The following is a 26,082-nucleotide window of genomic DNA, read 5'->3' as shown; positions in this document are numbered from 1 at the left end:
ATGTTAAGTAAATTTTTCATTCACCGGCCGAAGTTTGCTTTGGTGATCTCACTGGCGATGACATTGATGGGTATGATCGCCCTGAAAGTCTTGCCAATTTCTGAGTATCCTCAAATCTCTCCAACGGTAATTACGGTGAGCACCATGTATCCGGGTGCAAACGCGGATGTGGTTAAAAAGACGGTAGCACAACCGATAGAAGCCAAAGTCAACGGCGTTGAAGACATGATTTACATGTCTTCTGTGATTGGTAACGATGGCTCATACACATTGCGTATTTACTTCCGAGTGGGCGCAGATGGCGATATGGCACAGGTTCGTGTGAACAACTTGGTGGCACAGGCGACGTCGTCTCTACCACAAGAAGTAAACCAAATCGGTGTGACGGTTAAGAAGAAATCTTCCGACATGCTGGGCGTTATCACACTGCGTTCTCCGAAACAGTCTTACGACAGTATCTACCTTTCTAACTACGCGGATCTCAATATCGTTGAGCGTCTAAAACGTATCGAAGGTATGAGTGACATTACGCTGCTGGGTAAGAAAGACTACTCAATGCGTATTTGGTTGAACCCAAATAAATTGGCCACCTTGAAGCTTTCTGCTAGCGATGTTATCGGCGCAATTAAAACGCAAAACATCCAAGTGGCGGCGGGTAAGATCGGTGGTATGCCAGCTCCGGGTGACCAGCAATATCAATATGTTTTGCAAACCAAAGGCCGCCTTACTTCTGCGGAAGAGTTCGAGAACATCATCATCCGTGCGAGCAAGAAAGGTTCTTTGATTCGCTTGAAAGATGTGGCTCGTGTCGAAGTTGGCGCACAAGGTTACGAAGCTGATGGTCGTATGAATAACGAACCAGCCGCCGTTCTGGCCTTGTACCAGTTGCCGACAGCGAACGCGCTAGACGTGATGGAACGCGTGAAAGAGGCCATGAAAGAGTACGAGAAATCGTTCCCAGATGATTTGGTCTACGACATCGCGTATGACTCTACCGAATACGTAGAGACATCGATTGATGAAGTGTATGAGACGCTAGTGATTGCGGTACTTCTTGTAACCTTCGTTGTGTACGTTTTCTTGCAGAACTGGCGAGCGACCATCATACCAACCTTAGCGATTCCGGTTTCCATCATTGCGACGTTCGCAATCATGGGCGTGATGGGCATGACCATCAACACCATCTCGTTGTTTGGCTTGATCCTCGCCATCGGTATCGTGGTGGACGATGCGATCATCGTGGTAGAGAACGTGGAGCGGGTTATCCATGAAGAGCATTTAGACCCGATTCCGGCCACGATCCAAGCTATGAAAGAAGTGACGGGGCCAGTATTGGCAACAACGCTCATTTTGTTGGCAGTATTCGTACCGGTTGCGCTATTGCCGGGTATTTCTGGTCGGATGTTCAACCAGTTCGCGGTCACCATCTGTGTGTCGGTGCTGATCTCTGCGATCAACGCATTAACGTTAACGCCAGCGCTTTGTGCGTTGATGTTGAAATCTACTCACTCGCAACCTATTGCGCCTTTGCGTGCGTTTAACCGCGGTTTTGAAGCAATAACGCGCAAATACCAAGGTTTAGTTGGCTTCTTGAGCCGCCGCATTGTGCTGAGTATCGGTGTGTATGGCGCGCTTATTGCGGTGCTGGCATTTGCGTTCATGACCGTACCTTCTTCTTTCGTTCCGAACGAAGATAAAGGCGTGTTCATGGTCGAAATGCGTTTGCCAGACGCAGCAGCATTGCAGCGTACTGCACCATTAATGAAGAAGTACGTTGATGAGCTAAAACAGATGGAAGGTGTGGAGAACGTGGTTTCGGTTGCGGGCTTCTCGGTAATTAACATGGCGTCGATTCCAAACTCGGGCATGTTGATCATCAAACTGGATAACTGGAGCAAACGTAAAGACCCTGAGTTACACCAACGCGCGTTGATGAGCAAAGTTAACCAAATGCTGAACTCAACGCCAGATGCCGCTTCGTTCGTTTTCGCGACGCCGGCAATCAAAGGCATGGGTGCGGTGGATGGTTTCAACCTTGTGCTGCAAGACAACTTGGGCCGTTCTCCACAAGAGTTGGCAAAAACAACCGCTGATTTTGTTGGCCAAATCAATCAACTGCCTGAAGTGGCGCGTGCGTTCTCGATTTTCCGTGCGAACATTCCGCAACGTTACATCGATATTGACCGCGATAAAGCGATTTCGATGGGCGTACCGTTGAATGAAATCTTCAGCACACTGCAAGCGCAGTTGGGCGGTGCCTACATTTCTGACTTCAACTTGTTTGGTCGTTCGTACCAAGTGAAAGTGCAAGCAGAAGAGCAATACCGTGACAACATCGACGACATCGACCATCTGTTTGTTCGCTCAAGCTCTGGAAAAATGGTGTCACTGGCAACGCTAGTGAAAGTGAAGCCGATCTTCGGCCCTGATACCTTATCGAACTACAACATGTTCAGTTCTGCAACCGTGAACGGTGCGCCAGCGCCAGGTTACAGCTCGGGTGATGTTGTAAAAGCCATTGAAAAACTGGCTGCGGAATCTTTGCCAAGTGGTTACTCGTACGAGTGGTCAGGCATGACTTACCAAGAGATGAAAGCAGGCAACATGGCGCCAATCGCGTTCGCATTGTCTTTGCTGTTCACCTACTTGTTCTTGGTGGCTCAGTACGAAAGCTGGACTATTCCTGCTGCGGTAATGATGGCGGTTCCAGTCGCGATTCTCGGCGCAATGGGCACGCTACTGCTGGTGGGACAACCGTTCGATTTGTACGTGCAGATTGGTGTGGTCATCTTGATCGGTATGTCCGCCAAAGTGGCGATTCTTATCGTGGAATTTGCCAAAGTTCTGCGAGAAGAAAAGGGCTTATCCATCATTGATGCTGCCAAAGAAGCTGCTCGAATTCGTTTCCGTGCAGTACAGATGACCGCATTCGCCTTCATTTGGGGGGTATTCCCGTTGGTGATTGCATCGGGTGCCGGTGCGGCATCTCGTCACTCACTGGGCTTTGCAGTATTCGGCGGCATGATTCTCTCTACGTTTGTAGGCACGTTACTGACGCCAGTGTTCTTCGTGATGATGCAATCTCTGCGCGAGAAGTTTAAGCGAAAGAAACCCACTGAACTTGAGGTGAGCGAGCAATAACGCTGATTTCAACTGACTGACTTCACAACACCCCCACGCTGTGTGCGATTGGCCAATGCCTTGCATTGATATACAACCACCGTCGCAGCGTGGGTTCCCCTAACAATAATAGGTTTTAGCATGAAAAATCTTTCAAAAATCGTCGTAGCGAGCTCTCTACTGACGTGTGCTGCCGCGCAAGCGGGTGGGTTATACCTTTACGAAACTACAGCATCGGATATTGGTTTGGCATCCGCTGGTATGGCGGCTCGTGCGCAAGATACCTCAGTAATGGCAGCAAACCCGGCTGGTCTGGCGAATGTTTCTGGTAAATCTTTCTCTGGTAACCTGATTGGCCTTTACGGTGACGCGCAACTAGACACGATGACTGGCGATGCGGGCAACGTGATTGGTTTTGTTCCTATGGCGTCGGCATTTTACAGCCAACAAGTGAACGACAAATGGACGCTGGGTATTGGTCTGTATGGCAACTACGGTCTTGGCCTCGAGTACGAAGGTCTTTTGGGTGATCATTTAGATATTCCTACAGCAACGACGCAAGCCTTGACCATTCAACCTTCCGCTTCTTACCGCATCAATGATCACTGGTCTGTGGGTGCGGCGCTTGGCATTCAGTACGGTATGTATGAAGTGGAAACGAAGGGAGCCTTGAACTTCAATGACGAAGACCAAGATACTCAGCTCAACGGCCGAGTAGGTGTGCTTTATGAAGCAACACCAGGCACGCGTCTTGGCCTGTCTTACTCTTCTGAAACCGAATTTGAATTCGACAAGAGTAACTCCATTGCTCCACAACAACTGATCTTCAGTGCTTACCATGAAGTGAATGATGACCTAGCGGTGATGTGGAACGTGAACTGGCAAGACTGGAGCGAATACACAACCACGCTGAACGTAGAGACACAAGACACTTACCAAATCGCATTGGGTACTCAGTACAAACTGAATGAAAAAATGATGTGGAATGCAGGTTTTGCATTCGATACCAGCATGTATGAAAGTCAATCAAACGGTGACATTACCGTTCCTACTGGCAAGGCGTACCGCATTGGTACAGGCATTGATTACAAATTGGATTCAGAAAACTCAATTGGTTTCGCGTTTGAAGCGATCTTGATGGAATCGTCAGAAACTCCACGCTTCCAAGCGGGCTTTGATGAGCCTGCGCTGTACTTCATGAGCATGAGCTACAACTGGAAAAACTAATCATTCCTAATCGCTAAAACGCCTTCCTTACAGGCCATTCTACCCTAACTACCTGCACTGGATGCTGTCATGCCATCTAAGGTAGTTAGGGCGCTTCTGTCACATCCAGTGAGTGATGATTCAAAAAGTATCTGCGCAGCTAAGTGCGGGTATTCAACATCTCAAAGGACTAAAAAATGAAAAATAAACTAGCGTTAGTGTGTACGACTTTGTTGGTCAGTACGCTGGCTCATGGTGCCGAGCATCGAGTAAAAGACAATAAAAACAAGTTGGCGGATGACCCAACAAAAGTCATCACGAAATTTGGCGCGTCTTACGCAAACAACTACGATTTTGATGATCAAAACATCTCATTCTCGGGCTCACTTGCGCTTGACCAAGCGCGCAAAATTAACCTGCGTATCAATGATGATGCGAGCGAGTGGCGTATTGGTGGCTCGTGGTTGTTTCCGATCGGTATCGTGAACTTCAACTTCGGTAAAAATGAATACGTAAACGGCGCGGATCAAACCAACTACAGCGTTGGTACCTTTATGCCGCTAAGTTATTTCGGGATTGAGCCAGCAGGCTTCCAAATTTTCCCAATGGCAGGCTATACGTACAACACTGGTGATGTTCCTGTTTGTGACGGTGCAGAAAGTAGCCACTGTAGCGAGCCTAACTTTACGGGCACTCCAAGTGCAGAGAATGGCTTCAATATGATGAGCTCTTCAGGCAGCAGCGGTTACGTTGGTGCATTTGCGCTGAAATCGTTTACCAAAGAACTGACGTTAATCAGCTTCGCTGCAGGCACTTACGGCTCAGAAAACAGTGAAGGAGAGAACTACAAAGGCTTCTTTGGTGGTATCGGCCTTGGTTACCTTGTGAACAAACGCCACTCTTTTAACGTAATGACGTTTGTCATGGACAACAACACCTATTTGGATGAAGTAGACAAGCGCATCGTATTATCATATCAATATCAATTTGAATAAATAAAAACGCAGCCCAAATAGCTGCGTTTTTACTTTGATAGAATGAACTAGTGAATTGAGTTGTTTTCTTCGATCTTTTTCTGGTACTGGTGTTTTAATATATACATGCGCTTAACATCGCTGTAAGCGCCGTTAATAAAGTATTCTTCTACAAGGTGACCTTCTTCGATAAAGCCGCACTTTTTGTATAAGTGAATAGCGACTTCGTTATCCACTGCGACTAATAAGTAGATTTTACGTAGATTAAGAATTGAGAATGAGTAATCTAACGCACGATTAATCATCTCTGTCGCATAACCTCGGCCTTGATGCTCTGGGGCGATGATTATCTGAAATTCCGCGCTGCGGTGAATGTAGTTAATCTCGATCAGCTCAACTAAGCCAATTACGATGCCGTCTTCATCTTCGACGACAAAACGTCTTTCAGCGTCATCATGTATATGTTTTCGATAAAGTTCTTCGAGCTCGTCATAAGACTCGTAAGGTTCTTCGAACCAGTAGGCCATGATATTTCGGTTGTTATTCAGTTCATGAATAAAGCGCAAATCAGAACGTTCTAATGCACGCATTTTTAGGCCTTTCTTCATCATTTTTCTCCAATGAGGGCGGAGAATACCTCCGCACTTGATGCTAGAAAATATTACCGTATTTCACAAGAATAGCGCATCTTTTTTTGGAAAATATCCTGTGATTTTCAATGTGGAAACTTAGAGTTCACGACAAATATAAATTAATCTTTACGATAAAAAACTCGATTAGGTGCTTTGCCTAATATCGTATTAAATACCGCGCAACGACTTAGTGTCTTAATCTAAACAAACAAGGTATTCAATATGTTTTCAATCGGTGACGTAGTAGTAGCGACTAAAGGTATCGATCTTGGCGAAATGGTTGTTACAGGTTTAAGCAGTGGCGGTTTTTACACACATGTAAAAGCAGGCGAAAAAACACTAACTTACCCAGCTAAAGATCTTAAGAAAGCATAATTAAATTTGCTCATTCTTATTTTTAACTGGCTTAAAGTTCGTATTAGTTATTTTAAGCGGGTTAGAATCGATAAAAGGTAGCGCAATGAGTCGCTACCTTTTTTTATTTTTTCTACCTTTCTTTACCAATATGAAACTCAACGCGATTTCTTCCGGTTTCTTTTGCCTTGTAAAGTGCTAAGTCGGCGCGTTTAACGAGTGGTTCAAATGAGTCGTCGAGACGACAGACTTGAGTTACCCCAATACTCGCGGTGAAGCTCATATCACAACCTGAATGTTGAACGGTCGTCGTTTCTAGTGCATTACGAATCGTTTCTAATGTGTCTAGAGCTTGCTGTGATGAGCGACTTCTTAATACGATGGCAAACTCTTCACCGCCAACTCTGGCAAGTAAGTCACAATCAAGTAGATGACTTTTAATAGTATTAACTGCATGGATCAGTGATTTATCGCCTGCGTCATGACCAAATCGGTCATTGAGGCTTTTAAAATTGTCGAGATCTAAAATAGCAACATGGAAGTCAATGCCCTGGGTTCGGTATTCATTTAGGCGGCTTTCGATTTGTCGCATGAACTCTCTGCGGTTTGGAATACCTGTTAGATCATCCGTCGTGGCGAGGTGTTCCATTTTCATAATCTGTATATGAAGGGCAATGTTTAAAGCAATCCAATTAGCGATGCACTGAAGCTGTGCCGCTTGTTCGTTTGTGTAAATGTGCGTTTGATGATGCGCAACATTAAGCGTTCCTAGGCAGACTTTACCGTGCATTAAAGGCGCGTCCATACACGTACCCATACCATTGGATGCGAGCATCACACAATCGATCTCATCAGATTGCGTAACATCGTCGCAGATCATCAGTTGTTGCTTTTTGAACACTCGGCCAACAAACGCTTGATGAATGGGCACTAAAAATTCAGCGGGAATCGCTTTACTACCAGAGAAAGAGTAGACCTTTAAATGATCATTGTTTTCATAAAGTGTGATACTCGCACGGTCAGAATTAAATATACGATTTATCCATTCTGCCACCGTATCAAGTACTTGCTGTAGTGTTTCCGATTGAGCTAAAAAGTGAACAAACCCTATCGGCATACATATCGGACTTTCCATGTTTTGCATCGATAAGTCATCAGGGTTAAAAGTTCTTTCAAGTCTCAATAGACATCTCCTTGGCAATGTTGCAAATACCAACAATAAATTACGTGAAGCTATTTTGTAGAAAATGTGCTTCTTGGTAAGAGTATGGTTTAATTATCGCCGTTTGTGTGCATTTGGTTGCTTAATGTGGGCGTTAACTCACCCTAAATAAGTAAATCTTATACCTATTTATAAGTAAGTCATTACTCAATAAGTGGTGTTTTTAAGATGGAAGTACAGAATGAGCCCTTCTGGAATAGAAGGGCTAGAAAAGGATACAAATAGGGTCAGGTGAGTGGTGACTTAATTGTCTTTGTACTTTTGTAAAATCAACTGACTTATCTGCGCAACGAGTTGGTCCCTAGCTTGAAGTGAGAGCTCGGTTTCTGTGACATAAATACTAATGTAAACAGGTCGATGATTTTCCTTCCATATAATCGCGTTAATGCCACGCGAACCATGACCTCCCGCACCAGAACGGTCTGCAATAGACCAACCTGTTGGTAATACAGAACGCATTAACGAGTCTGAAACTTTGTTGTCCTGCATCCAGATTTTTAATTGTACACGAGACTCATAAGACAACGTTTCGCCTTCGACCAAAGTTCGAAGAGTGTTTAGTATGGCGTTAGGTGTGGTTGTGTCGCGGCTGTCGCCTGGTGTGGCTTCGTTCAAGCGAGGTTCTATTCTGTCTAGGCGCGTTGCTTTATCTCCAATTGTTCGCAGAAACATTGTTACGGCCTTAGGGCCGCCAATTTCATTTAATACTAAGTTGGCTGCGGTATTATCACTCATTAACATAGCGGCTTCACACGCGTGCTCTATGCGTGTGTTTTGGCCTGCGAGCTTATCCATCACTGGAGACCATACAACGATACTGCGCTCATCGACTTTTGCGGTCGCATTTTTACTTAGCTTACCGCTGTCCATATCACTTAGCATTTTGGCACAAGCTAGGGTTTTGAATGTGCTCATGAGTGGGAAGCGTTCATCGCCACGGTAATCCCAACGCTCGTCTGCTTGGGTATCCCAAACTGACACCCCAATTCTGCTTGAGGTTTGTTGCTCGAGGAGAGAAATGTCCTCATTCAGTTGGGACGCGTAACTTAGGGTTGAGCAAACCATTAGCCCAGCCAACAAAAATAACTTTTTCATGGATCGTGTTCTTCAATTTTAGTTTTAGTTCGCACCATAGCGATGTCACGTAAACTATAACGAGCCAATACTCTAAGCACTGTTAAATCTATGTCTATTTTATGTAGGATTCTTCGCAATACGCTTAAACAGTCTCAATATGGGGAGAAGAGTGTTGCTATCAAGGCCTGTAGTTTGGCTTATATATTACGTCAGTGATTCGGTCACAAAAATATCTTAGCGTGAGACACTGGCTCAGAATTCCTTGTCATGAGCTAACGAATAGTTTGCTCCAGAGACATAAAAGGAGCTGAATCATCAGCTCCTTTTGCCTATTTGGATAATTACTTACAGTTCAATCTTTTTAACCATGCCCGCTTCTGCATGGCCCGGAATGTTGCACGCGAACTCAATCTTGTTGTCACCGTGGAAATGCCACAACAACTGCTTCGCTTTACCCGGTTCGACCGTCACAGAGTTGCCCGAGTCGTGCATGTGATCACCACTCATTGTTTTCATCATTTCGCGATGTTCTAGCTGCTCTTTAGCCGAACCAATCGTAAACTCGTGGTTGATCTTACCTGTGTTCATGACTACAAACTGCACCACATCGTTTGGCTCAATCTTAACGTCTTTTTTGAACTTGATGGTCATGTCATCACCCAAGATAACGTGTACCACCTTGTCTGGCTTTGCCCCTTTTGCTGGCATACCTACTGCCGACATGCCCGGCATATCCATCATGTTTGAATGGTCCATTTTACTGTGGTCCATCTTCATGCTGCCGTGGTCCATATTTTCATGCTTCATGTTGCTATGAGCCATGTTCGCGTGGTCCATGTTTGAATGATCCATTTGGGCAAACGCAGTCGTTGTTGTTAGGGCTAGAGCAAGAGTGATTAGTGTCTTTTTCATTTTTATATCCTTGTTTTAATTCATTAATAACTTGGTTGCTTCCCCCCAAACGAATTGATTGAGGGGAAGGTAGGGATTAAGCCTTGTTGCCAGTGCGATCTGTGCTGTCGGCGTTTTCGATTTGGTTGCCAGTTTGCGTGCTTGTTTGGCTCGGAGTTGAGTTGTTTGGGCGCAACTCACGTTGTTTCCACAGCTTGAAGATGGCTGGAAGTACCAACAGCGTCAGCAGCAGTGCCGATGCCATACCGCCAATCATTGGTGCGGCGATGCGTTGCATTACTTCTGATCCTGTACCTTCGCCGTACATGATCGGAATCAGACCAATAATGACCGTCAGTACCGTCATCATTACTGGGCGGACACGCAGGCCTGCACCTTCACGAATGGCATCGGTTAGGTCTTTCGCCTCAAGCTTCTGTTGGCTCTCTTCCGCATCCAGCTTTTTGTAGTGCCATGCTTGGTTGAGGTAGACGAGCATGATGACCCCAATTTCAACCGCGACGCCTGCGAGGGCAATAAAGCCGACCCCAACAGCAATCGAGAAGTTGTAGTTGAGGATATGCATGAGCCACAAACCACCAACCATAGCGAGTGGTAGCGTAAGCATGATGATCATCACTTCGCCAACGCGACGGAAGCTGAAGTAAAGCAGCAGCATAATAATGGCGATGGTGATTGGTACCACGACACTCAAGCGGTCTTTCGCACGTTCCATGTATTCGTATTGACCAGACCAAGCCAGTGAGTAACCCGCAGGAAGTTCCAATTGATCAGCCACGACTTGCTGTGCTTCCACGACGTAAGAGCCAAGGTCACGATCATCGATGTCGACAAATACCCAGCCGTTTGGACGCGCGTTTTCCGTCTTGATCATCGGAGGGCCGTCTTCGTAACGAATGTCCGCTACATCAGCCAGCGCAATACGAGCACCATTTGGTGTGACTAATGGTAGGTTTTGCAGTTTAACCACTGAATCACGGTAGTCTTGTGGGTAACGAACGTTGATTGGGTAACGCTCCAAGCCTTCGATGGTTTCACCCACATTCATGCCGCCCACCGCAGTGGAGATCACCTGCTGAACGTCTTTGATGCTCAAGCCGTAACGCGCTGCTGCACGACGTTTAATGTCGATCGTGACATAACGACCACCTGCTACACGTTCTGCATAAACCGATGCCGTGCCTTGTACGCCATTAAGAATTGGCTCTAGCTGAGAACCGATCTTCTCAATCACTTTCAGATCAGGTCCGGCGATCTTAATGCCGATAGGGGTTTTGATGCCCGTTGCCAACATGTCGATACGCGTTTTGATAGGCATTACCCAAGCGTTAGTAAGACCAGGGAACTGAACCAACTTGTCGAACTCTTTGCGCAGTGACTCGGTTGTTACCCCTTCGCGCCATTGGTCGCGTGGCTTCAACTGAATCACGGTTTCAATCATGGTGAGTGGCGCTGGATCGGTTGCGGTCTCAGCTCGGCCAATTTTGCCCCATACGGTTTTCACTTCTGGAACGGTTTTGATCAGCTTGTTGGTTTGTTGTAGAAGCTCGCGCGCTTTACCAATTGAGATACCCGGATAGGTCGTTGGCATGTACATCAAGTCGCCCTCATCCAGCGGCGGGATGAACTCGCTACCCAGTTTACTGGTTGGGTAGTAAGCCGATGCCATTAGACCTAATGCGATAACAATCATGGTCTTAGGGTATTTTAAGCTGGTGTTCAACAGCGGGCGGTACAGCGCGACCAAGCCGCGGTTAACTGGGTTTTTGTGTTCCGGTAACATCTTACCGCGAATGAAGTAGCCCATAAGAACAGGGACGAGTGTGATCGCCAAACCTGCTGCCGCTGCCATGGCGTAAGTCTTAGTGAACGCAAGCGGCGAGAACATCTTGCCTTCTTGGCCTTCTAAGGCGAACACCGGTACGAAGCTAAGAGTAATGATCAGCAATGAGAAGAACAGCGGTGCGCCAACCTCTTCTGCGGCTTTGCCAATTACTTGCCAGCGGTTTTTGTCGGTAAGTGGCGTTCGTTCAATGTGCTTGTGAACGTTTTCAATCATCACGATTGCACCATCTACCATGGCACCGATGGCAATCGCGATACCACCAAGGGACATTATATTGGCATTGATGCCTTGCCAATGCATTACGATAAACGCAGTGAGAATGCCAACCGGTAGGCTCAGAGCGATAACCAATGAAGAACGAATGTGGAACAGGAACAACGCACACACAATCGCAACGACGATGAACTCTTCTGCAAGCTTCTTCCAGAGGTTTTCTACCGCTGAATCGATAAGGGTAGAGCGATCGTAAGTAGCAACAATTTCCACGCCTTCTGGCAGGCTGCGTTGTAGGTCTGCGAGTTTGTCTTTGACTTTCGCAATCACTTCACTGGCGTTCTCACCAAAGCGCATCACGATAACGCCACCGACCGCTTCACCCTCGCCATTCAGCTCTGAGATACCACGGCGCATTTGTGGGCCAAGGTTAATGTCTGCGATATCACCTAATAGCAACGGCGTGCCTTTCTCGGTGACTTTGAGAGGCAGTGATTTGATGTCTTCAATGCTGGTTAAGTAACCCGTGGTACGAACCATGTGTTCGGCTTCGGCCACTTCGATAACGGACGCGCCGGTTTCTTGGTTACCGTTTTGGATTGCCATGTTCACTTGTTGCAGAGTGAGGTTGTACGCACGCAGCTTGGCAGGGTCAATCTGCACTTGATACTGCTTCACCATGCCGCCCACGGTCGCAACTTCAGAAACGCCATCAACGGTTTGCAATTCGTACTTCAAGAACCAATCTTGCAGGCTGCGAAGATCCGCCAAATCATGCTTGCCAGTTTTGTCTTGTAATACGTAGCTGTAAACCCAGCCCACGCCCGTTGCATCAGGACCTAGGGTTGGTTTTGCGTTCGGTGGCAGCTTTGGTGCTACTTGGCTCAAGTACTCCAACACGCGTGAACGTGCCCAGTACATGTCGGTATCATCGTTGAAAATGATATAAACGTAAGAATCACCAAAGAAAGAGTAGCCACGAACCGTCTCAGCACCTGGCACGGCAAGCATGGCGGTGGTGAGTGGGTAAGTAACTTGATCCTCGACGACTTGAGGAGCTTGACCCGGATAGCTTGTCTTGATGATCACTTGCACATCAGAAAGATCCGGAATCGCATCAACAGGCGTATTCTTTACACTGTAAAGTCCGCCTAATACAAGGGCTAAGGTCGCGACCAACACTAGGAATCGGTTGCTCAGTGACCAACGAATAATTGCATTGATCATAATTAACCCTCGACGGCTATTGTTGCAGGAACTAGCTGTTTAAGAACGTAGTCAGATCCTTGTTTTTCAACTAGAAACCGAACTTTCTGTCCTTCTTCAAAACCCGATAGATCAACATCTTCACCCACAGAGAAGTTCATCTCACCTGCATCCCAGTTCCATTCTGCAACCGGTAGGTGGTTTAAGGTGATCATGCCAAAATCAGCCATCAGCATGCTAATGTCACCAGTTAGCCAAACTTCTGCGGCAATGACGCTGTTGTCTGCCTTATAGTCGATGATTTGGTACTGACCGGACTCCGTCTTTTGCATTTCAAATTCGATAGCCTGACCTTTTTTCAAGTCACCCATCTCAACGCCATCTGCGAAAGTGAAGTTCATTACCATGCCCGGCCAATCCCATTCTGGTACAGGCTGGTGGTTGATGGTCAGCATACGGTGATCTTTCATCACATCCGTGATCTCACCTTTAGCCCATGCCGTTTCTACTGCCGCTTCTACACCATTGATGCGAGACAGATCCGCCGACTGGCTTGATTCAGAATCGAGCATGAAGTGAGATGAAGTAACGATCTTGTCGCCTTGCTTAAGCCCTTGTAATACTTCGATTTGTTCTCCAGCTTCGCGGCCAACTTCAATTCGAGCAGAACGGTATTTGCCATCACCTTCCGCCAGAACAACGCGAGTCATACCGCCAGAGCGAATAACAGATGATTTAGGAATCGTTAATACTGCGTCGTCAGTAACAGGCTGCAAGGCAATATTGGCGAACATGTTTGGCTTCAATGCGCCATCTGGGTTAGGGAATTTAAGGCGCACACGCAACGTACGTGTTTTCGGATCAAGGATTGGGTACACGTAATCGACAACACCTTGCCATTCATTGCCCGGAATCGCGTCAAGGGTCATCGTGGCTTGAGAACCCGCTTTCATCCAGTGCGCTTGACGCTCAAAGACTTCTGCATCAACCCAAACATTGTCCAAAGGACCTGCACTGATCACCGCTTGAGCAGGGGATAAATAGCCACCTTCACGCACGTTTAAGCTCGCGATAACGCCATCAGCAGGCGCTTTGATTTCAATGGTTTGCGATGCTTTACCGCTACGAGTAATGGATTTGATTTGAGCGCGGTCAACCCCAAGCGTTACCAAGCGTTCGGTCGCGCCTTTTACAAGACCTTTGCGGCCAGTGCGGTACGCATTTAGCAATTCTTCTTGTGCTTTAACCAGTTCAGGAGAGTAGAGCGTGAAAAGCACATCGCCTTTCTTCACTTTCTCACCGACGGCATTGATGTAGAGTTTTTCTACCCAACCCGCCACACGAACGTTGGTTTGCCATAACAGACTTTCATCAAAGGCAATATAGCCAACCGTTTCGATGCGTGGTGATAGCTGTTGTAGTGTCGCGTTTGCGGTTTTAACCCCGAGGTTGTTTTCTACTGAAGGGTCAATAGTCACTGTACCCGGTGCGTCTTGTTCACCGGATAGGTCTTCTGCGTAAACCGGAATCAAATCCATGCCCATTGGGGATTTACCCGGCTTGTCGCGTTTGTAGTTCGGATCCATTGGGGCAACCCAGTAAAGCGGATCATTAGAGCTTGCAGTAGGTTCGCCACCCATCGCACTCATGTCGTGAGCCGAACCCGTAAGAAAATGATTAGCACCAAACCCTAAAGCACCACCAACAATCAGCGCGATGGTTGCAATTTTTAATGTTTTCATTGTATTACCTTATTTTCCCCTTCACATTTGACGCTACAGCGTTGTTGCCTGCTCTCGTTCACCCAAATCACATAGCAGATCTATGCTCATGGGATTCTCTCGTTTTCCGCCTAGCTGCAGCCCCAACTGTCTTGGGGAATCACAAATTAATATGTCGAAATAGAGCGAGCTTCCGGTGAAGCCACTTGGTAGTCGAAACCACCGAGTAGGGTGGCTAAATTGCTGTTTGCGATGTTGAGATCGGTCAGCAGACGTTGTTGCTCTAATTGCAGAGCCAACTCGTCAGTCGTGGCAGAAATCACATCGTTAAACTGCGCTGTGTTGTTTTGATAACCCCGCTCAACGGCTTGAATGCGCGCTTTCGCTTGAGGCAATAAGGTGGATTGATAACGTTCTAAACGCTGGGTTAAGTTGCCGCGATCAACCAGCAAAGTGTTCACCTTGGCATTCATCTGCGTTAGTAAGGTGTCTTTTTGTGATTGTGCCGCGCCAACTTGGTATTGAGCGGCAGCAAGATTGCGATCTTGGCGGTCACCCGTAAACAACGGAATGTCCATGGTTAGGTAAGCGCTGACCAAGTCTGATGCTGGCTCACCCATCATGTTGTCGGCTTGGCGGTAGGCGTACATTACTTCGACGCCAAATTGTGGGTTGTAGGCTTGCTCAGCAATTTCCACCTGAGTTTTATTGGCAGAGATGCTGACGTCGGCCATCTTAACCATCGGGTGTTGGCTGAGTTGTTGATAATGCTTGGTGGAACCCTGACTAGCAGCAAGTTTGCCGTTCAGTGTGTCCCAATTAAGTTGGTTGCTCGCGTGCAGAGCCTGTTCATTCGCCAACCAATCTGAACCCAACCATTCGGAGAGTTGAGAGATAAGACGACGTTGCATTTGTGCATTGGCTTGCAGTTTCTCATCCAACTTGCTGACTTGTAATTGAGCGTTGAGTAGGTCTTGCGCTTCACTCTTACCAATCGAATAGTTGGTTTGAATAAAGCTTTCCATCTCCTTCATCAACTTGCGGTTCTCAAGCATGATTTGCTCCGCGCGTTGCTGGTAACCAAGCTCTAACCAAAGTTGAGTCATGCTGTTGGCTACCTCAAGCTCACGAGCATGGACTTGAAGCCCAAGGCCGTCAGCTTGTTGATTGGCTTTCTTCTGCTGTAAATCAAGCGTCGACCCACGCTCAAATTGTTGCATTAAACCAACGGAGATATTGGTCATTGGGTCTTCATCGAATTTGAAGCTGTCGACAGGCAAGCCACCAAAACCCACTTTCAGTTTTGGGTCCATCAAGGTCGCGCTCGCGACGCCCGTTTCACGCATGGCAGCAGATTGCGCAGAGTATTGCTTACGATTGCCATCGTTACTCAAAGCGACGTTGATCAGTTGGGCAAGCTTGGTCGTTGAAGCTCGCTCACTTGATGCGGAATTTTGCGCTGCGTGCGTCTCTTTACCAGCGGCGTTAACCAAGGTTGGCGCAGCGACCAGAGCCACCATAAAAATAGGTGCAGCTAAGCGGTATGGTTTGATATCCATAATCTAAATCCAGTGTTCGCCGGATCGATGGAGGTGCGGATTTTATTGCGGGAACAGTAAAGCCTTGTTACCTCATCGCTCAGGCGCATTAAAACAACCTGCGATACACGCGCAGGGTCGAATGCTAGGACGGATTTAGGCTATAGGAGGTCGGTATAGGTCGCGGCTGACGTGTACGACTGGGGAAGCAACTTCAGGAGTAATAGTTGCGCGATAGACGACGGGCATTGGGCTATTGATAGGATTCGGTAGGGGGACGAAAACTATCGTACACGCGGCAGTACAGCAGGTATGAACCATGCCGGAGCCTCCACCACAGTTCATGCTGGTTTCTCTTGCATCGCCATCTTCGGACATAGAAGCGTCTGTCATGGAGACGTCCATCATGCCAGGCATACCGCAGTGTTCGCTGTCACTCATCATAGAAGGATGGTGAGCCATGCCAATAGACATCATTTGAATATTCATCAACGGCTCACTGTTCGCCACACTAGATACCAATAGCACTAGCGTCGTGAAGAGAGTTAACCAGATTGTATGCAGCGATTTTAAGTGCATACCCTTTCCCATGTGTTTGATGAAAATGATGAAAACCCTTCGATTCTAAAGGTTAACCTAAGGGTAAGGTCAATCATTTATTACTCTTATTATCAAAATAGTCCAACCCTTCTGTTTTCGCACTTAAACGTTTGTTAAACACCGAGTGTTGAAAGTTAGCGAAAGAAGCTCTCGCTTTTTATGACACGTGAAAAATGTGGTTTATAAGTTTTACATCACACTAACTTGTCTTACAAATGATTATCCTTATAGAATGCATGGTTTTACTTGTGCAGATTTGGATTTGCTTTGCTGCGGGGGTTGCATGATAGAAATTGTCATCGATGGAAAATATAGAATTGTAGAAGAGGGTCTAACCCTTTTAGAAGCAGCAAAAGTGTGTGGGGTCGAGATCCCATCGCTGTGCGGAATGAACAAAAGTAATGAAAAAGTACCGTGTGACTTGTGTGTGGTTGAAGTCGAAAGCGGCGGTACTAAGCGTGCGTGTGAACTTGAAGTTTACCGCGGCCTTAATGTGGTCACGCAATCAGAACAATTAAGCGAGCACCGCAGAAAAGCACTTAACCGTATCATGACGGATCATTACGCCGATTGTGAAGCGCCATGTAAAACAGCATGTCCAGCGGGCGTGGATATCCAGTCGTACCTATATCACATCGCACAGAACGATCATCAAAAAGCGATTGAAGTGATTAAGCGTACGTTGCCTATGCCGTTATCGATTGGCCGTGTGTGCCCGGCATTTTGTGAGAGTGAATGTCGCCGCTCGTTAGTCGATGAGCCTATTGCAATTCGTCAGCTAAAACGTCATGCCGCGGATGCGGATTTGTCTGCGCATGAAGCCTACGTACCAGAAAAGAAACCAAGCAAAGGTTTGAACATTGCCGTCGTCGGCAGTGGTCCTGGTGGTCTGACAGCTGGCTACTACCTATCGAACGAAGGCTACGACGTTACGGTCTTTGAATCCATGCCAAAAGCGGGCGGTTGGTTGCGTTACGGTATTCCAGAATACCGTTTACCAAAAGACATTCTCGATAAAGAAATCGAACTGATGTGCCGCAATGGCATGCAAGTTCACACCAATCAAAAGCTAGGTGTGGATTTCACGCTTTCTCAATTGAGCGAAGAATACGACGCGGTGTGTTTGGCGGTCGGCGCGTCTCAAGCGGTCGAAATGCATTACACAGGCAGTGACCTTGAAGGTTGCTACTTAGGCGTTGATTACCTAAAAGATTACGTTACCGAGCAAAACTATGTAACGGGTCAGAAAGTCGCGGTGATCGGTGGTGGTAACACGGCAATTGACTGTGCTCGTACTGCGCGTCGTGCTGGTGCAGACACCACGTTGATTTACCGTCGTACCCGTGACGAAATGCCGGCAGAAGACTACGAGATTGTCGAAGCGGAACACGAAGGGGTGAAATTCCACTTCTTGACCAACCCGGCAGAAAACCTTGCCGATGAAACTGGACGCGTGAGTGCGATTCGCCTAGAGCGCATGGCGTTGGGTGAGCCGGATGCATCTGGTCGTCGAAGCCCTAAACCAACTGGCGAGTTCTTCACCGAAGAGTTCGACACCGTGATTGCAGCAGTATCGCAAAAGCCAGACCTGAGCTTCCTCGAAGGTGAAGATTTGTCGATTCCGCTTACGCGTTGGAACACCTCAGATGCAGATGAAAAGACCATGCACACTGGCACGGGCAACATCTTCAGTATTGGTGATTTCCGCCGCGGCCCAGCAACGGCAGTTGAAGCGGTGGGTGATGGTCGCGTTGCGGCAAAAGCCATTGACCTGTTTTTGAATGGTGATATGGCAGACATGCCAAAGGCGGCGTTCAACTCGCGCAAAGAGAAGAAGCTCTCTCAAGTCGATCCGCTTCACTTCGAGAACATCCAGAAAGTTGCTCGATCTATCATGCCTGAGCTGACTCCAGCACAACGCGAGCAAAGCTTCGCTGAAGTGGAGTTGGGCTTTGATAACGAAGAAGCAATGAAGGAAGCTGCGCGCTGTCTAGAATGTGGCTGTCAGGCAAATACTGATTGTGTGCTGCGTGATTACTCCACCGAATATGAGGCTGAGCAAAGCTTTGACTTCTCTTTGCAGATTAAATCGCATCAAGATTGGTTAGATCTTCGTGCGAAAGACTTGCGTCATAAGTACGAAGTTGACCGCAGCTCTGAGTTTATTGAGTTTGATGCTAACCGCTGTATTAGCTGTGGTCAGTGCATCCAAGCGTGCCGCGACAAAGCCGTACACGGTGTACTGAACTTCGTGTGCGATAAACAAGGTCGTCCGGCATTACGTCCTGACGATCGTCCACACTTTGGAAGTAACAAGAATGGCTTAACCCTAATGGGTGATTCGAACTGCGTGCAATGTGGCGCGTGCGTTCAAGTGTGTCCAACGGGCGCAATGGTCGATAGTCGTGACCGTTCGCAAGGCCGTACTGAAGATCTGAAAGCGGTCGACACCATTTGTACGTACTGTGGTGTGGGTTGTAAGTTGACTATGTTCGTGGACGAAGCAACCAATACGATTCGTTACGTGAAGGGCGGTGACTCGCCAGTGAACCAAGGCATGCTGTGTGTGAAAGGGCGCTTTGGTTTTGATTTCATCGGCAGTGAAGAGCGTCTTACCACGCCTTTGATTCGTAAAGACGGTTGGTTGCAGCCTGCGAGTTGGGAAGAGGCGATTCAACTGATTGCAAGCAAGTTCTCTGGCATCAAGCAAGATTTTGGCAGCAACGCATTGGCGGGTTTCTCTTCAGCGAAAACCACCAACGAAGACAACTACGCGTTCCAAAAATTTGTCCGTCGTGAACTAGGCACCAATAACGTCGATCACTGTGCGCGCTTGTGTCACGCATCGAGTGTAACCGGTCTTGAGGCATCACTCGGTAGTGGTGCAATGACCAACGACATTCCAAGCATTAAGCACTCGGATGTGATCTTTATTATCGGTTCGGATACCACATCGGCGCACCCGATCATCGCTTCACACATCAAACAAGCAATTCGTCACCACGGCGCTCGCTTGATTGTGGCTGACCCGAAACGTGTCGATATGGCAGAGCATGCTGAGCTGTATATGGCGCATCGTCCGGGTACGGATGTGATGCTCCTAAACGGTGTCATGCAGCAGATCATTAAGAACGGCTGGTACGATCAAGAGTACATCGAAGAACGTGTCGACGGCTTTGATACCTTACTGCAAGAAGTGATGTCACCAGCTTATAACCTCGATAAAGTGGAGTTGGTTACGGGCGTAAAAGCCGAAGACATTCAAGCAATGGCGCGCATGATCGGTACAGCAGATCGTACGGCTGTTTACTACTCGATGGGGATTACTCAGCACACGACAGGTCATGACAACGTGCGTTCTATCGCTAACCTGCAATTGCTGTGTGGCAACATCGGTATTGAAGGTGGTGGTATTAACCCGCTACGTGGTCAATCTAACGTGCAAGGCGCGTGTGATATGGGCGCTTTGCCAAACAGCTTCCCGGGCTATCAAAAGGTATACAACCCAATTGTGCGACAGAAGTTTGCTATTGAATGGAACGCACCAAATCTGCCTTCTGAGCAAGGTTTAACCCTGACAGAAATCATTGACGCGGCTTGCCATCGTGACGTTCGTGGTATGTACATCATGGGTGAGAACCCAGTATTGAGTGACCCGAACCAAGCGCATGTGATTGAAGGTTTAGAAGCGCTCGACTTCTTGGTTGTTCAAGACATCTTCCTAACGGAAACCGCTCAATACGCGGATGTGGTTCTGCCTTCTTGCTCGTTTGCAGAGAAAGCGGGGCACTTCACCAATACGGAGCGTCGTGTTCAGCGTGTGAATCCGGTTGTCACGGCACCGGGTGAGGCAAAAGAAGATTGGTGGATTATTCAAGAAATCGCCAATGCCATGGGCAGTGATTGGGACTACCACTGTGTGTCTGATATCACTAACGAAATTGCACGAGTGACACCTCAATACGCGGGTCTTCGTTGGGACGCCATTACGCCAAACGGTGTGCAATGGCCGAGCAATAAGAACAACCCTGCGGGTACTCGCATCATGCACCAAACCCAGTTTACTCGTGGTAAAGGGCAAATGGTGGGCGTACCGTTCCGTTATGCGGCTGAGCTGCCAGATGAAGAGTATCCACTGGTGCTTACTACAGGTCGTGTACTTGAGCAATTCCACACTGGCACCATGACGCGTAAGACCAAAGGGTTGGATAATCTTGCTGGCCCTCGCGCGATGGTGAGCGTGGAAGACGCAGAAACGCTTGGCATCAGTAATGGTCAGCGTCTGACGGTGTCTACACGTCGCGGCAGCATTGAGATTGATGCTTTTGTGACTAAGCGTATTCAAAAAGGAGTGGTGTTCATTCCATTCCACTTTGTTGAATCGCCAGTCAACCGCCTAACGACAACGGCAACTGACCCGCATGCGAAGATCCCTGAGTTCAAGGTCGCTGCGGTTAAAGTGGAAGTGAGCGAAAAGACAACGCAGACAGAGTCTCTCGAAGATAGTTACCAACACGTTTAAATTCGGCGAGTCACGTTGTTGTGGGCACTGACAATTTGAGCCTAGTTGATGGGCGGATAATCTAATCTTGATTTCCGCTCTCACTACATTCACTCGATTGTCTTTTTCTTCCAACTCCTTTTACTTTTCTGTTATCACCGCGCTCCGGTTAGTTTTCCCTTCTTACTTCTTGCTGTCTCTGTGGCGTATTTTTGTTCAAGCCCATGATGAGAGTGCAATAAAGTTTGTTGTTGAGCTTGTCATAGAATTGACTGTCTCTGACTGTCCTCTGTTATTTGGGCAAGTTCTATAACCTAAACTTTGCTCGCTTCCTATACTGAATTAACGAAGCAAGATTTTTATAACAACAAGAGGAAGCTTGTATGACAAGAACAACCTCATTTGCACTCGTTTTATTACTTATGTGCGCATACTTTGGTTACAACCGTTATTATGTATACCCCCAGCAGTTGGAAACACAGGCGAAGTCCATGCTAATACAAATGGCAAATCGCGAAGAGTGGGTAGATGTGTTTGAGATGATGAATCGCGTAGACGCGCATAAGGGCCATTTGGAACTTGTTGCTGACGTGACATCCTCTGATGGTCAGCGTGCGTACAGTGAAGGTATTATCACGTATACGGATCGCGAAGGCGTTGTCTGTAAACAGGTAGTGTTCAACTTTAAAATAAACTCTTTGAAAAACTACAATATTTCCGATTTACGAGATTGTTCCTACGGTGAGTACTATTAATATTGTCTGAGAGTTGAGCTCGATAGCACAGTGTATGAATACAGAAACAAAAAATAGCCCTTCGTTGGGGCTATTTTTGTTTTTAAGGAATGAACGCAATATCGTGGGATTAGTCGAGTGATTTTTTGAAGCGAAATGAAGCGACAATAAGGCCGATAACGGTGAATCCAAGTAACCAAACTGTATCTCGCCATAGCTCCATGAGGTCTGCACCACGCAGCACCACACCACGAATAATTCGCATAAAGTGGGTGGCAGGCAGCGCTTCGGATATCCATTGTGCCGCGATGGGCATTCCTTCATAAGGGAACATAAATCCGGACAGAAGAATCGATGGCAAAAGAATAAACACCGTCATCTGCATTGCTTGAAGCTGCGTCGTCGCAATGGTGGATATCACCAAACCTAAGGTTAAACTCGCGGCGATAAACAACAGCGTGCCAAACAGTATCTGACTAATGGCGCCGTTTATCGGTACACCAAATATCCAATGACCCAAGCCTAAAATGATAAACACCTGTATCAGACCAACAAAGATGTAGGGAATGATCTTCGCTACCATGAGTTCGATGGAGTGGATTGGCGTAGTAATCAGTAACTCTAAATTGCCACGTTCCCGTTCTCGAACAATGGCTGCGCTGGTGAACAAGATCATCGTCATGGTTAGAATCACGCCCAATAAACCGGGGACAATGTTCACCGCCGAGCGCCGACTCGGGTTGTAATACAGCGCAACTTCAAAGGTTTTGGTTGGGGCAGGGCGTATCTCAAAATCAAAATCCGTTAACGGCATGGTTTGCAGTGAGAGAATCGCTGAGCTGATCATGGTGTCTGAACCATCCACAATCCACTGGCCAAGCTCTCTACCTTGCACCATGCGTTGGGTTAGGTCGCTAGGTAGAATTAAAGCCGCTCGCACCAAACCGTCTTGAATGGCTTGCTCGGCTTCAGAAGCGGTAGCGAAGGTTTCGACCACATCGACCACTTGTGTGACTTTGACGGACTCAGTGATCACGCGCCCGGCAGTGCTGCCACTTTGATCGACGACGCCAACGGGAATGTTGCGAATATCCGTATTAATGGCAAAGCCAAATAGCAGAAGTTGAATCAGGGGGATCATTACGACCATGCCAAAGGTAATGCGGTCACGTGAAAGCTGACGGATCTCTTTGATCATCACCGCTTTCATGCGGGCAATAGATTTCATCATTGGCGACCTTCTCCCGTAACGCTGACAAACACATCTTCCAAGCTAGGACGAGCAATGTTCATCTCGCAGCCATCAAGCTCAGGAAAGGTTTGGGTTAACCATTCGATCGGTTGTTCGATGTGCTGGTGGATCAAAATGCGTAAGCGAATGCCGAGCTGTGCGGCAGAACGGACTTCTTCGCGTCGAATGACTTTCTCTTTTAGCTCGCGTAAGTTATCCGCTTTGACTTCAACGATGTTAACGCCCATTTGGGCCATGAGTTCTTCTGGCTCACCATCGGCGCGGATTTCCCCAGCTTCCATAATCGCCAGACGATGACAGCGCTCTGCTTCGTCCATGTAGTGCGTTGTGACCAAAATCGTCGTGCCTTGGTCAGAGAGATCAAACAACTGCTCCCAGAAATCGCGTCGGTTCTCTGGGTCAACCGCAGATGTGGGCTCATCGAGAAACAACAGTTCTGGTTTGTGCATAGTGGCTGCGGCGAGAGACAAGCGTTGTTTCTGGCCGCCACTCATTCCGCCGACGCGCTGTTTACGCAGCTGGTCGAGACCGTAGGTGGATAGTTGTTCTTCGATGCGAGCTTTCAGAGCCTTGGTTTCCATACCAAAGATTTGTCCAATAAACTCAAGATTCTCTTGAACTGTCAGGTCATCATAGAGGGAGAACTTTTGTGTCATGTAGCCAATCTTGAGGCGCAGAAGCTCAGATTGTTTTGGGATCTCTAGCCCAAGCACATCCACGTTGCCCTCACTTGGGCTAAGCAAGCCAGTCAGCACACGAATGGTTGTTGATTTACCGCAGCCGTTGGGACCAAGAAAACCATAAATACTGCCTTTGGGTACATTGAGCGTGATGTTGTTGATGGCGGTGAAGTCACCAAACTTCTTCACTACATTTTCAGCTTGAATCGCGTATTCGGTCATTGGCTTACTCCACCAAATCCACTTGCGCTGGAATGCCCGAAGGCAAGGATTGTGCTGAGTCTTGTAGGTCGACTTCTGCAAGGTACATCAAACGCGAGCGTTCTTCCTCGGTAAGCGCGAAATAAGGCGTAAATGAAGGCTCAGTCGCAACCCAACGAACGGTGCCGCTATATGGTTGCTCAACGCCATCTACATGCACGTTAACCGTTTTACCCGGCACAAAATCGACTCGGTAGTTGGCAGGAACGTAAACGCGAGCGTATGGGACGCGGCTGGCTTGTATTACAGCAACTACACCATTCACAGGAACGCGTTCGCCAAGGTTAAACGGTAGGTTATCTAACAAGCCATCTCGCGTGGCGGTGATGGTGAGTTCTGCCAGTTTCTGTTCTTGTAGTGCCACATCGGCTTTTGCTGCCATGAGTGCGGCTTTTGCTTGTTCAATATCTTCAGGACGAGAGCCAGCGGTCAGTTTGCTGAACTCTTCTTGTGAGGAGTCTAGCTCTGCACGGGCAGAATCTCTGGCTGCTAAAGCGGTGTCTTTTTCTGATTGGCTGATGAGTTTTTTACGAACTAACTCCGCCTTACGTTGGTAGTTCTTTTGCGCTTCAACCAATTGAGCTTCCGCTCTGGCAACGCGTGCTTGCGCTGCGGCAATGTCTTCTGGTCGCTCACCATTGGTCAATTTCAAAAGATAGGCGTCAGCCTTGGCTTGTTCGGCTACGGCGTGAGCTAAAACGGCTTCTTGGTTCTTTGTATCGAGCTGAACCAGCACTTCTCCTTCGGTGACTTGGCTGCCTTCCTTGATGGGTAGGGCACGAATTATCTCGCTAGAGGTTGCAGTAAAGGTTACGCGGTCACGTTCCAGTGTGCCAAGGGCTTGCTGTCCGTCATCTTTGGAACAGGCAGCTAAAAGAGTCAGGGCTAGGGTGCCAAGAATGATTCGCTTCATCATGCGACGCTTCCTCTAAGAAGGTGAGCTCGAATTCGTATCAAGCTATAGAAGAGTGTGGGACTGCATTCAGTGTAACGTGAGTCAGTTTTGTCCGGCTAGGAAGTTAATTCCTTCAATATTCATCAATTGATTAATTATTGAAACTGGCTTTATCCTGCTGAAGCCGTGCTTTACTTGGCTCTTTTAAGTTGATTACATGAATATCATTTAAACAAAAATCTGGCCTTTCATGTAGAGCACGCCGTCGCCAGATACTCTTACTTGTTCGCCAGTAACTTCACAGTGCAAAATACCTCCGCGCTGAGAAGCTTGGTAAGCGACCAGTGATGCTTTGCCTAACGCTTCTGCCCAGAACGGTGCTAACCCAGCGTGAATCGAGCCAGTTACGGGGTCTTCGTCACCACCATTTGCAGGCCAAAAGTAACGCGATACAAAGTCTTGTTGATCACCTTTCGCGGTAACGACCACATCGTAAGGAGCGAGTGTCTTGAGGTGCTCTGAACGGTATTGAACCTCAAGTACCTCCTGCTGGTTGCCGACCACCACGAAATACGCTTGAGGGCTAAGCAGTACGCGTTCCACATCGCAACTTAGGCCTTCAATCAATGCCGAGGGAATATCAGAAACGGCTTTTGGAGGACGAGCAGGGAACGTCATCTCGATCTTACCTTGCGCATTCTTCTCTACGGTGAGGGTTCCTACTTCCAGAGTATGAAATTCAATCGTGCCATTAATGCCAAACTCATCAAACAGAACTAACGAAGAGGCCAGTGTTGCGTGTCCACAGAAATCGATTTCAGTAATCGGAGAGAACCAACGAATCTCATATCGGTTTGCGCCAATGGATTTTAGAAAAGCCGTTTCCGACAAGTTGTTTTCTGTCGCGATATTTTGCATCAATTCTGGGGCTAGCCATTCCTCTAACGGTACGACCGCTGCTGAGTTGCCTTTGAATTGCGTATCGGTGAAGGCGTCCACCACGTAGATATCCAATTCCATTTTCCTTCCTTGTTCCGTGAGCGATTAATTAGCATAAACCAAGTGCAATTAAGAGAGTAAGAAATTTGTGTTAGAATCTTAAAGTGTCAAAATTATAGATTATTTTGTGTTTTTTGAT

18 protein-coding genes are annotated in these 26,082 nt (G+C 47.5%); 6 read left to right on the top strand and 12 right to left on the bottom strand.

Features of this window, described 5'->3' with window-relative positions; genetic code table 11:
* From vmeQ to MTF70_RS03980, 3 genes are all read left to right on the top strand, one after another.
* Positions 1–3,141, top strand: a complete 3,141-nt coding sequence (vmeQ, locus tag MTF70_RS03990) for an efflux RND transporter permease subunit VmeQ (protein WP_182016428.1) — start codon at positions 1–3, stop codon at positions 3,139–3,141.
* Between the two features lie 120 nt (positions 3,142–3,261).
* Entirely contained in the window at positions 3,262–4,347 is a 1,086-nt protein-coding gene (locus MTF70_RS03985) for an outer membrane protein transport protein (RefSeq protein ID WP_025768492.1), read from the top strand.
* A 176-nt stretch (positions 4,348–4,523) separates the two neighbouring features.
* Positions 4,524–5,321: a hypothetical protein gene (locus MTF70_RS03980; protein WP_025768491.1), complete on the top strand. Its 798-nt coding sequence runs from the start codon at positions 4,524–4,526 to the stop codon at positions 5,319–5,321.
* 47 nt (positions 5,322–5,368) lie between these two features.
* Here MTF70_RS03980 and speG read toward each other — a convergent pair whose 3' ends face one another.
* On the bottom strand, positions 5,369–5,908 hold the full coding sequence (speG, locus tag MTF70_RS03975) for a spermidine N1-acetyltransferase (protein ID WP_005375417.1): 540 nt from the start codon (positions 5,906–5,908) through the stop codon (positions 5,369–5,371).
* Between the two features lie 246 nt (positions 5,909–6,154).
* Here speG and MTF70_RS03970 point away from each other — a divergent pair, with 246 nt between their 5' ends.
* A complete protein-coding gene (locus tag MTF70_RS03970; protein ID WP_005375418.1) occupies positions 6,155–6,307 on the top strand; it encodes a hypothetical protein in 153 nt (50 codons plus the stop codon).
* A gap of 112 nt (positions 6,308–6,419) precedes the next feature.
* Here the strand turns inward: MTF70_RS03970 and MTF70_RS03965 are convergent, their stop codons facing one another.
* From MTF70_RS03965 to MTF70_RS03935, 7 genes are all read right to left on the bottom strand, one after another.
* Positions 6,420–7,469, bottom strand: coding sequence for a sensor domain-containing diguanylate cyclase (locus tag MTF70_RS03965; protein WP_205461298.1), 1,050 nt, complete (start codon positions 7,467–7,469; stop codon positions 6,420–6,422).
* Between the two features lie 282 nt (positions 7,470–7,751).
* On the bottom strand, positions 7,752–8,603 hold the full coding sequence (locus MTF70_RS03960) for a carbenicillin-hydrolyzing class A beta-lactamase CARB-42 (RefSeq protein WP_005375420.1): 852 nt from the start codon (positions 8,601–8,603) through the stop codon (positions 7,752–7,754).
* Positions 8,604–8,930: 327 nt separating this feature from the next.
* On the bottom strand, positions 8,931–9,497 hold the full coding sequence (locus MTF70_RS03955; RefSeq protein WP_064354568.1) for a hypothetical protein: 567 nt from the start codon (positions 9,495–9,497) through the stop codon (positions 8,931–8,933).
* A gap of 76 nt (positions 9,498–9,573) precedes the next feature.
* Complete coding sequence (locus MTF70_RS03950; RefSeq protein WP_205461300.1) at positions 9,574–12,783, bottom strand: efflux RND transporter permease subunit; 3,210 nt, start codon at positions 12,781–12,783, stop codon at positions 9,574–9,576.
* Positions 12,784–12,785: 2 nt separating this feature from the next.
* A complete protein-coding gene (locus MTF70_RS03945) occupies positions 12,786–14,504 on the bottom strand; it encodes an efflux RND transporter periplasmic adaptor subunit (protein ID WP_205461302.1) in 1,719 nt (572 codons plus the stop codon).
* A 146-nt stretch (positions 14,505–14,650) separates the two neighbouring features.
* Positions 14,651–16,042 (bottom strand): TolC family protein, encoded by a 1,392-nt coding sequence (locus tag MTF70_RS03940; RefSeq protein WP_065275409.1) that lies wholly within the window; start codon positions 16,040–16,042, stop codon positions 14,651–14,653.
* A 135-nt stretch (positions 16,043–16,177) separates the two neighbouring features.
* On the bottom strand, positions 16,178–16,600 hold the full coding sequence (locus MTF70_RS03935) for a hypothetical protein (RefSeq protein ID WP_205461304.1): 423 nt from the start codon (positions 16,598–16,600) through the stop codon (positions 16,178–16,180).
* Between the two features lie 304 nt (positions 16,601–16,904).
* Between MTF70_RS03935 and fdhF the strand changes: the two genes are divergently transcribed.
* Positions 16,905–21,143, top strand: a complete 4,239-nt coding sequence (gene fdhF, locus MTF70_RS03930) for a formate dehydrogenase subunit alpha (RefSeq protein ID WP_248393854.1) — start codon at positions 16,905–16,907, stop codon at positions 21,141–21,143.
* Positions 21,144–21,505: 362 nt separating this feature from the next.
* Entirely contained in the window at positions 21,506–21,877 is a 372-nt protein-coding gene (locus tag MTF70_RS03925; protein ID WP_005375433.1) for a hypothetical protein, read from the top strand.
* A 109-nt stretch (positions 21,878–21,986) separates the two neighbouring features.
* On the opposite strand, the gene MTF70_RS03920 is transcribed toward MTF70_RS03925, so the two are convergent.
* The 4 genes from MTF70_RS03920 to MTF70_RS03905 form a co-directional block, all read right to left on the bottom strand.
* Positions 21,987–23,084, bottom strand: coding sequence for an ABC transporter permease (locus MTF70_RS03920; RefSeq protein ID WP_031778897.1), 1,098 nt, complete (start codon positions 23,082–23,084; stop codon positions 21,987–21,989).
* Positions 23,084–24,010, bottom strand: a complete 927-nt coding sequence (locus MTF70_RS03915; protein WP_054822160.1) for an ABC transporter ATP-binding protein — start codon at positions 24,008–24,010, stop codon at positions 23,084–23,086. The genes MTF70_RS03920 and MTF70_RS03915 overlap by 1 nt, the downstream gene beginning before the upstream one ends.
* 4 nt (positions 24,011–24,014) lie before the next feature.
* Entirely contained in the window at positions 24,015–24,962 is a 948-nt protein-coding gene (locus tag MTF70_RS03910) for an HlyD family efflux transporter periplasmic adaptor subunit (RefSeq protein ID WP_154204424.1), read from the bottom strand.
* Between the two features lie 210 nt (positions 24,963–25,172).
* On the bottom strand, positions 25,173–25,964 hold the full coding sequence (locus tag MTF70_RS03905; protein ID WP_054865850.1) for a PhzF family phenazine biosynthesis protein: 792 nt from the start codon (positions 25,962–25,964) through the stop codon (positions 25,173–25,175).
* Positions 25,965–26,082 lie beyond the last annotated feature (118 nt).

Source organism: Vibrio sp. 2CM40D (assembly GCF_023161825.1).
GTDB lineage: Bacteria > Pseudomonadota > Gammaproteobacteria > Enterobacterales > Vibrionaceae > Vibrio > Vibrio alginolyticus.
Note: the sequence above shows the minus strand (reverse complement) of the source record. Positions and strands in the feature narration are given on the sequence as shown.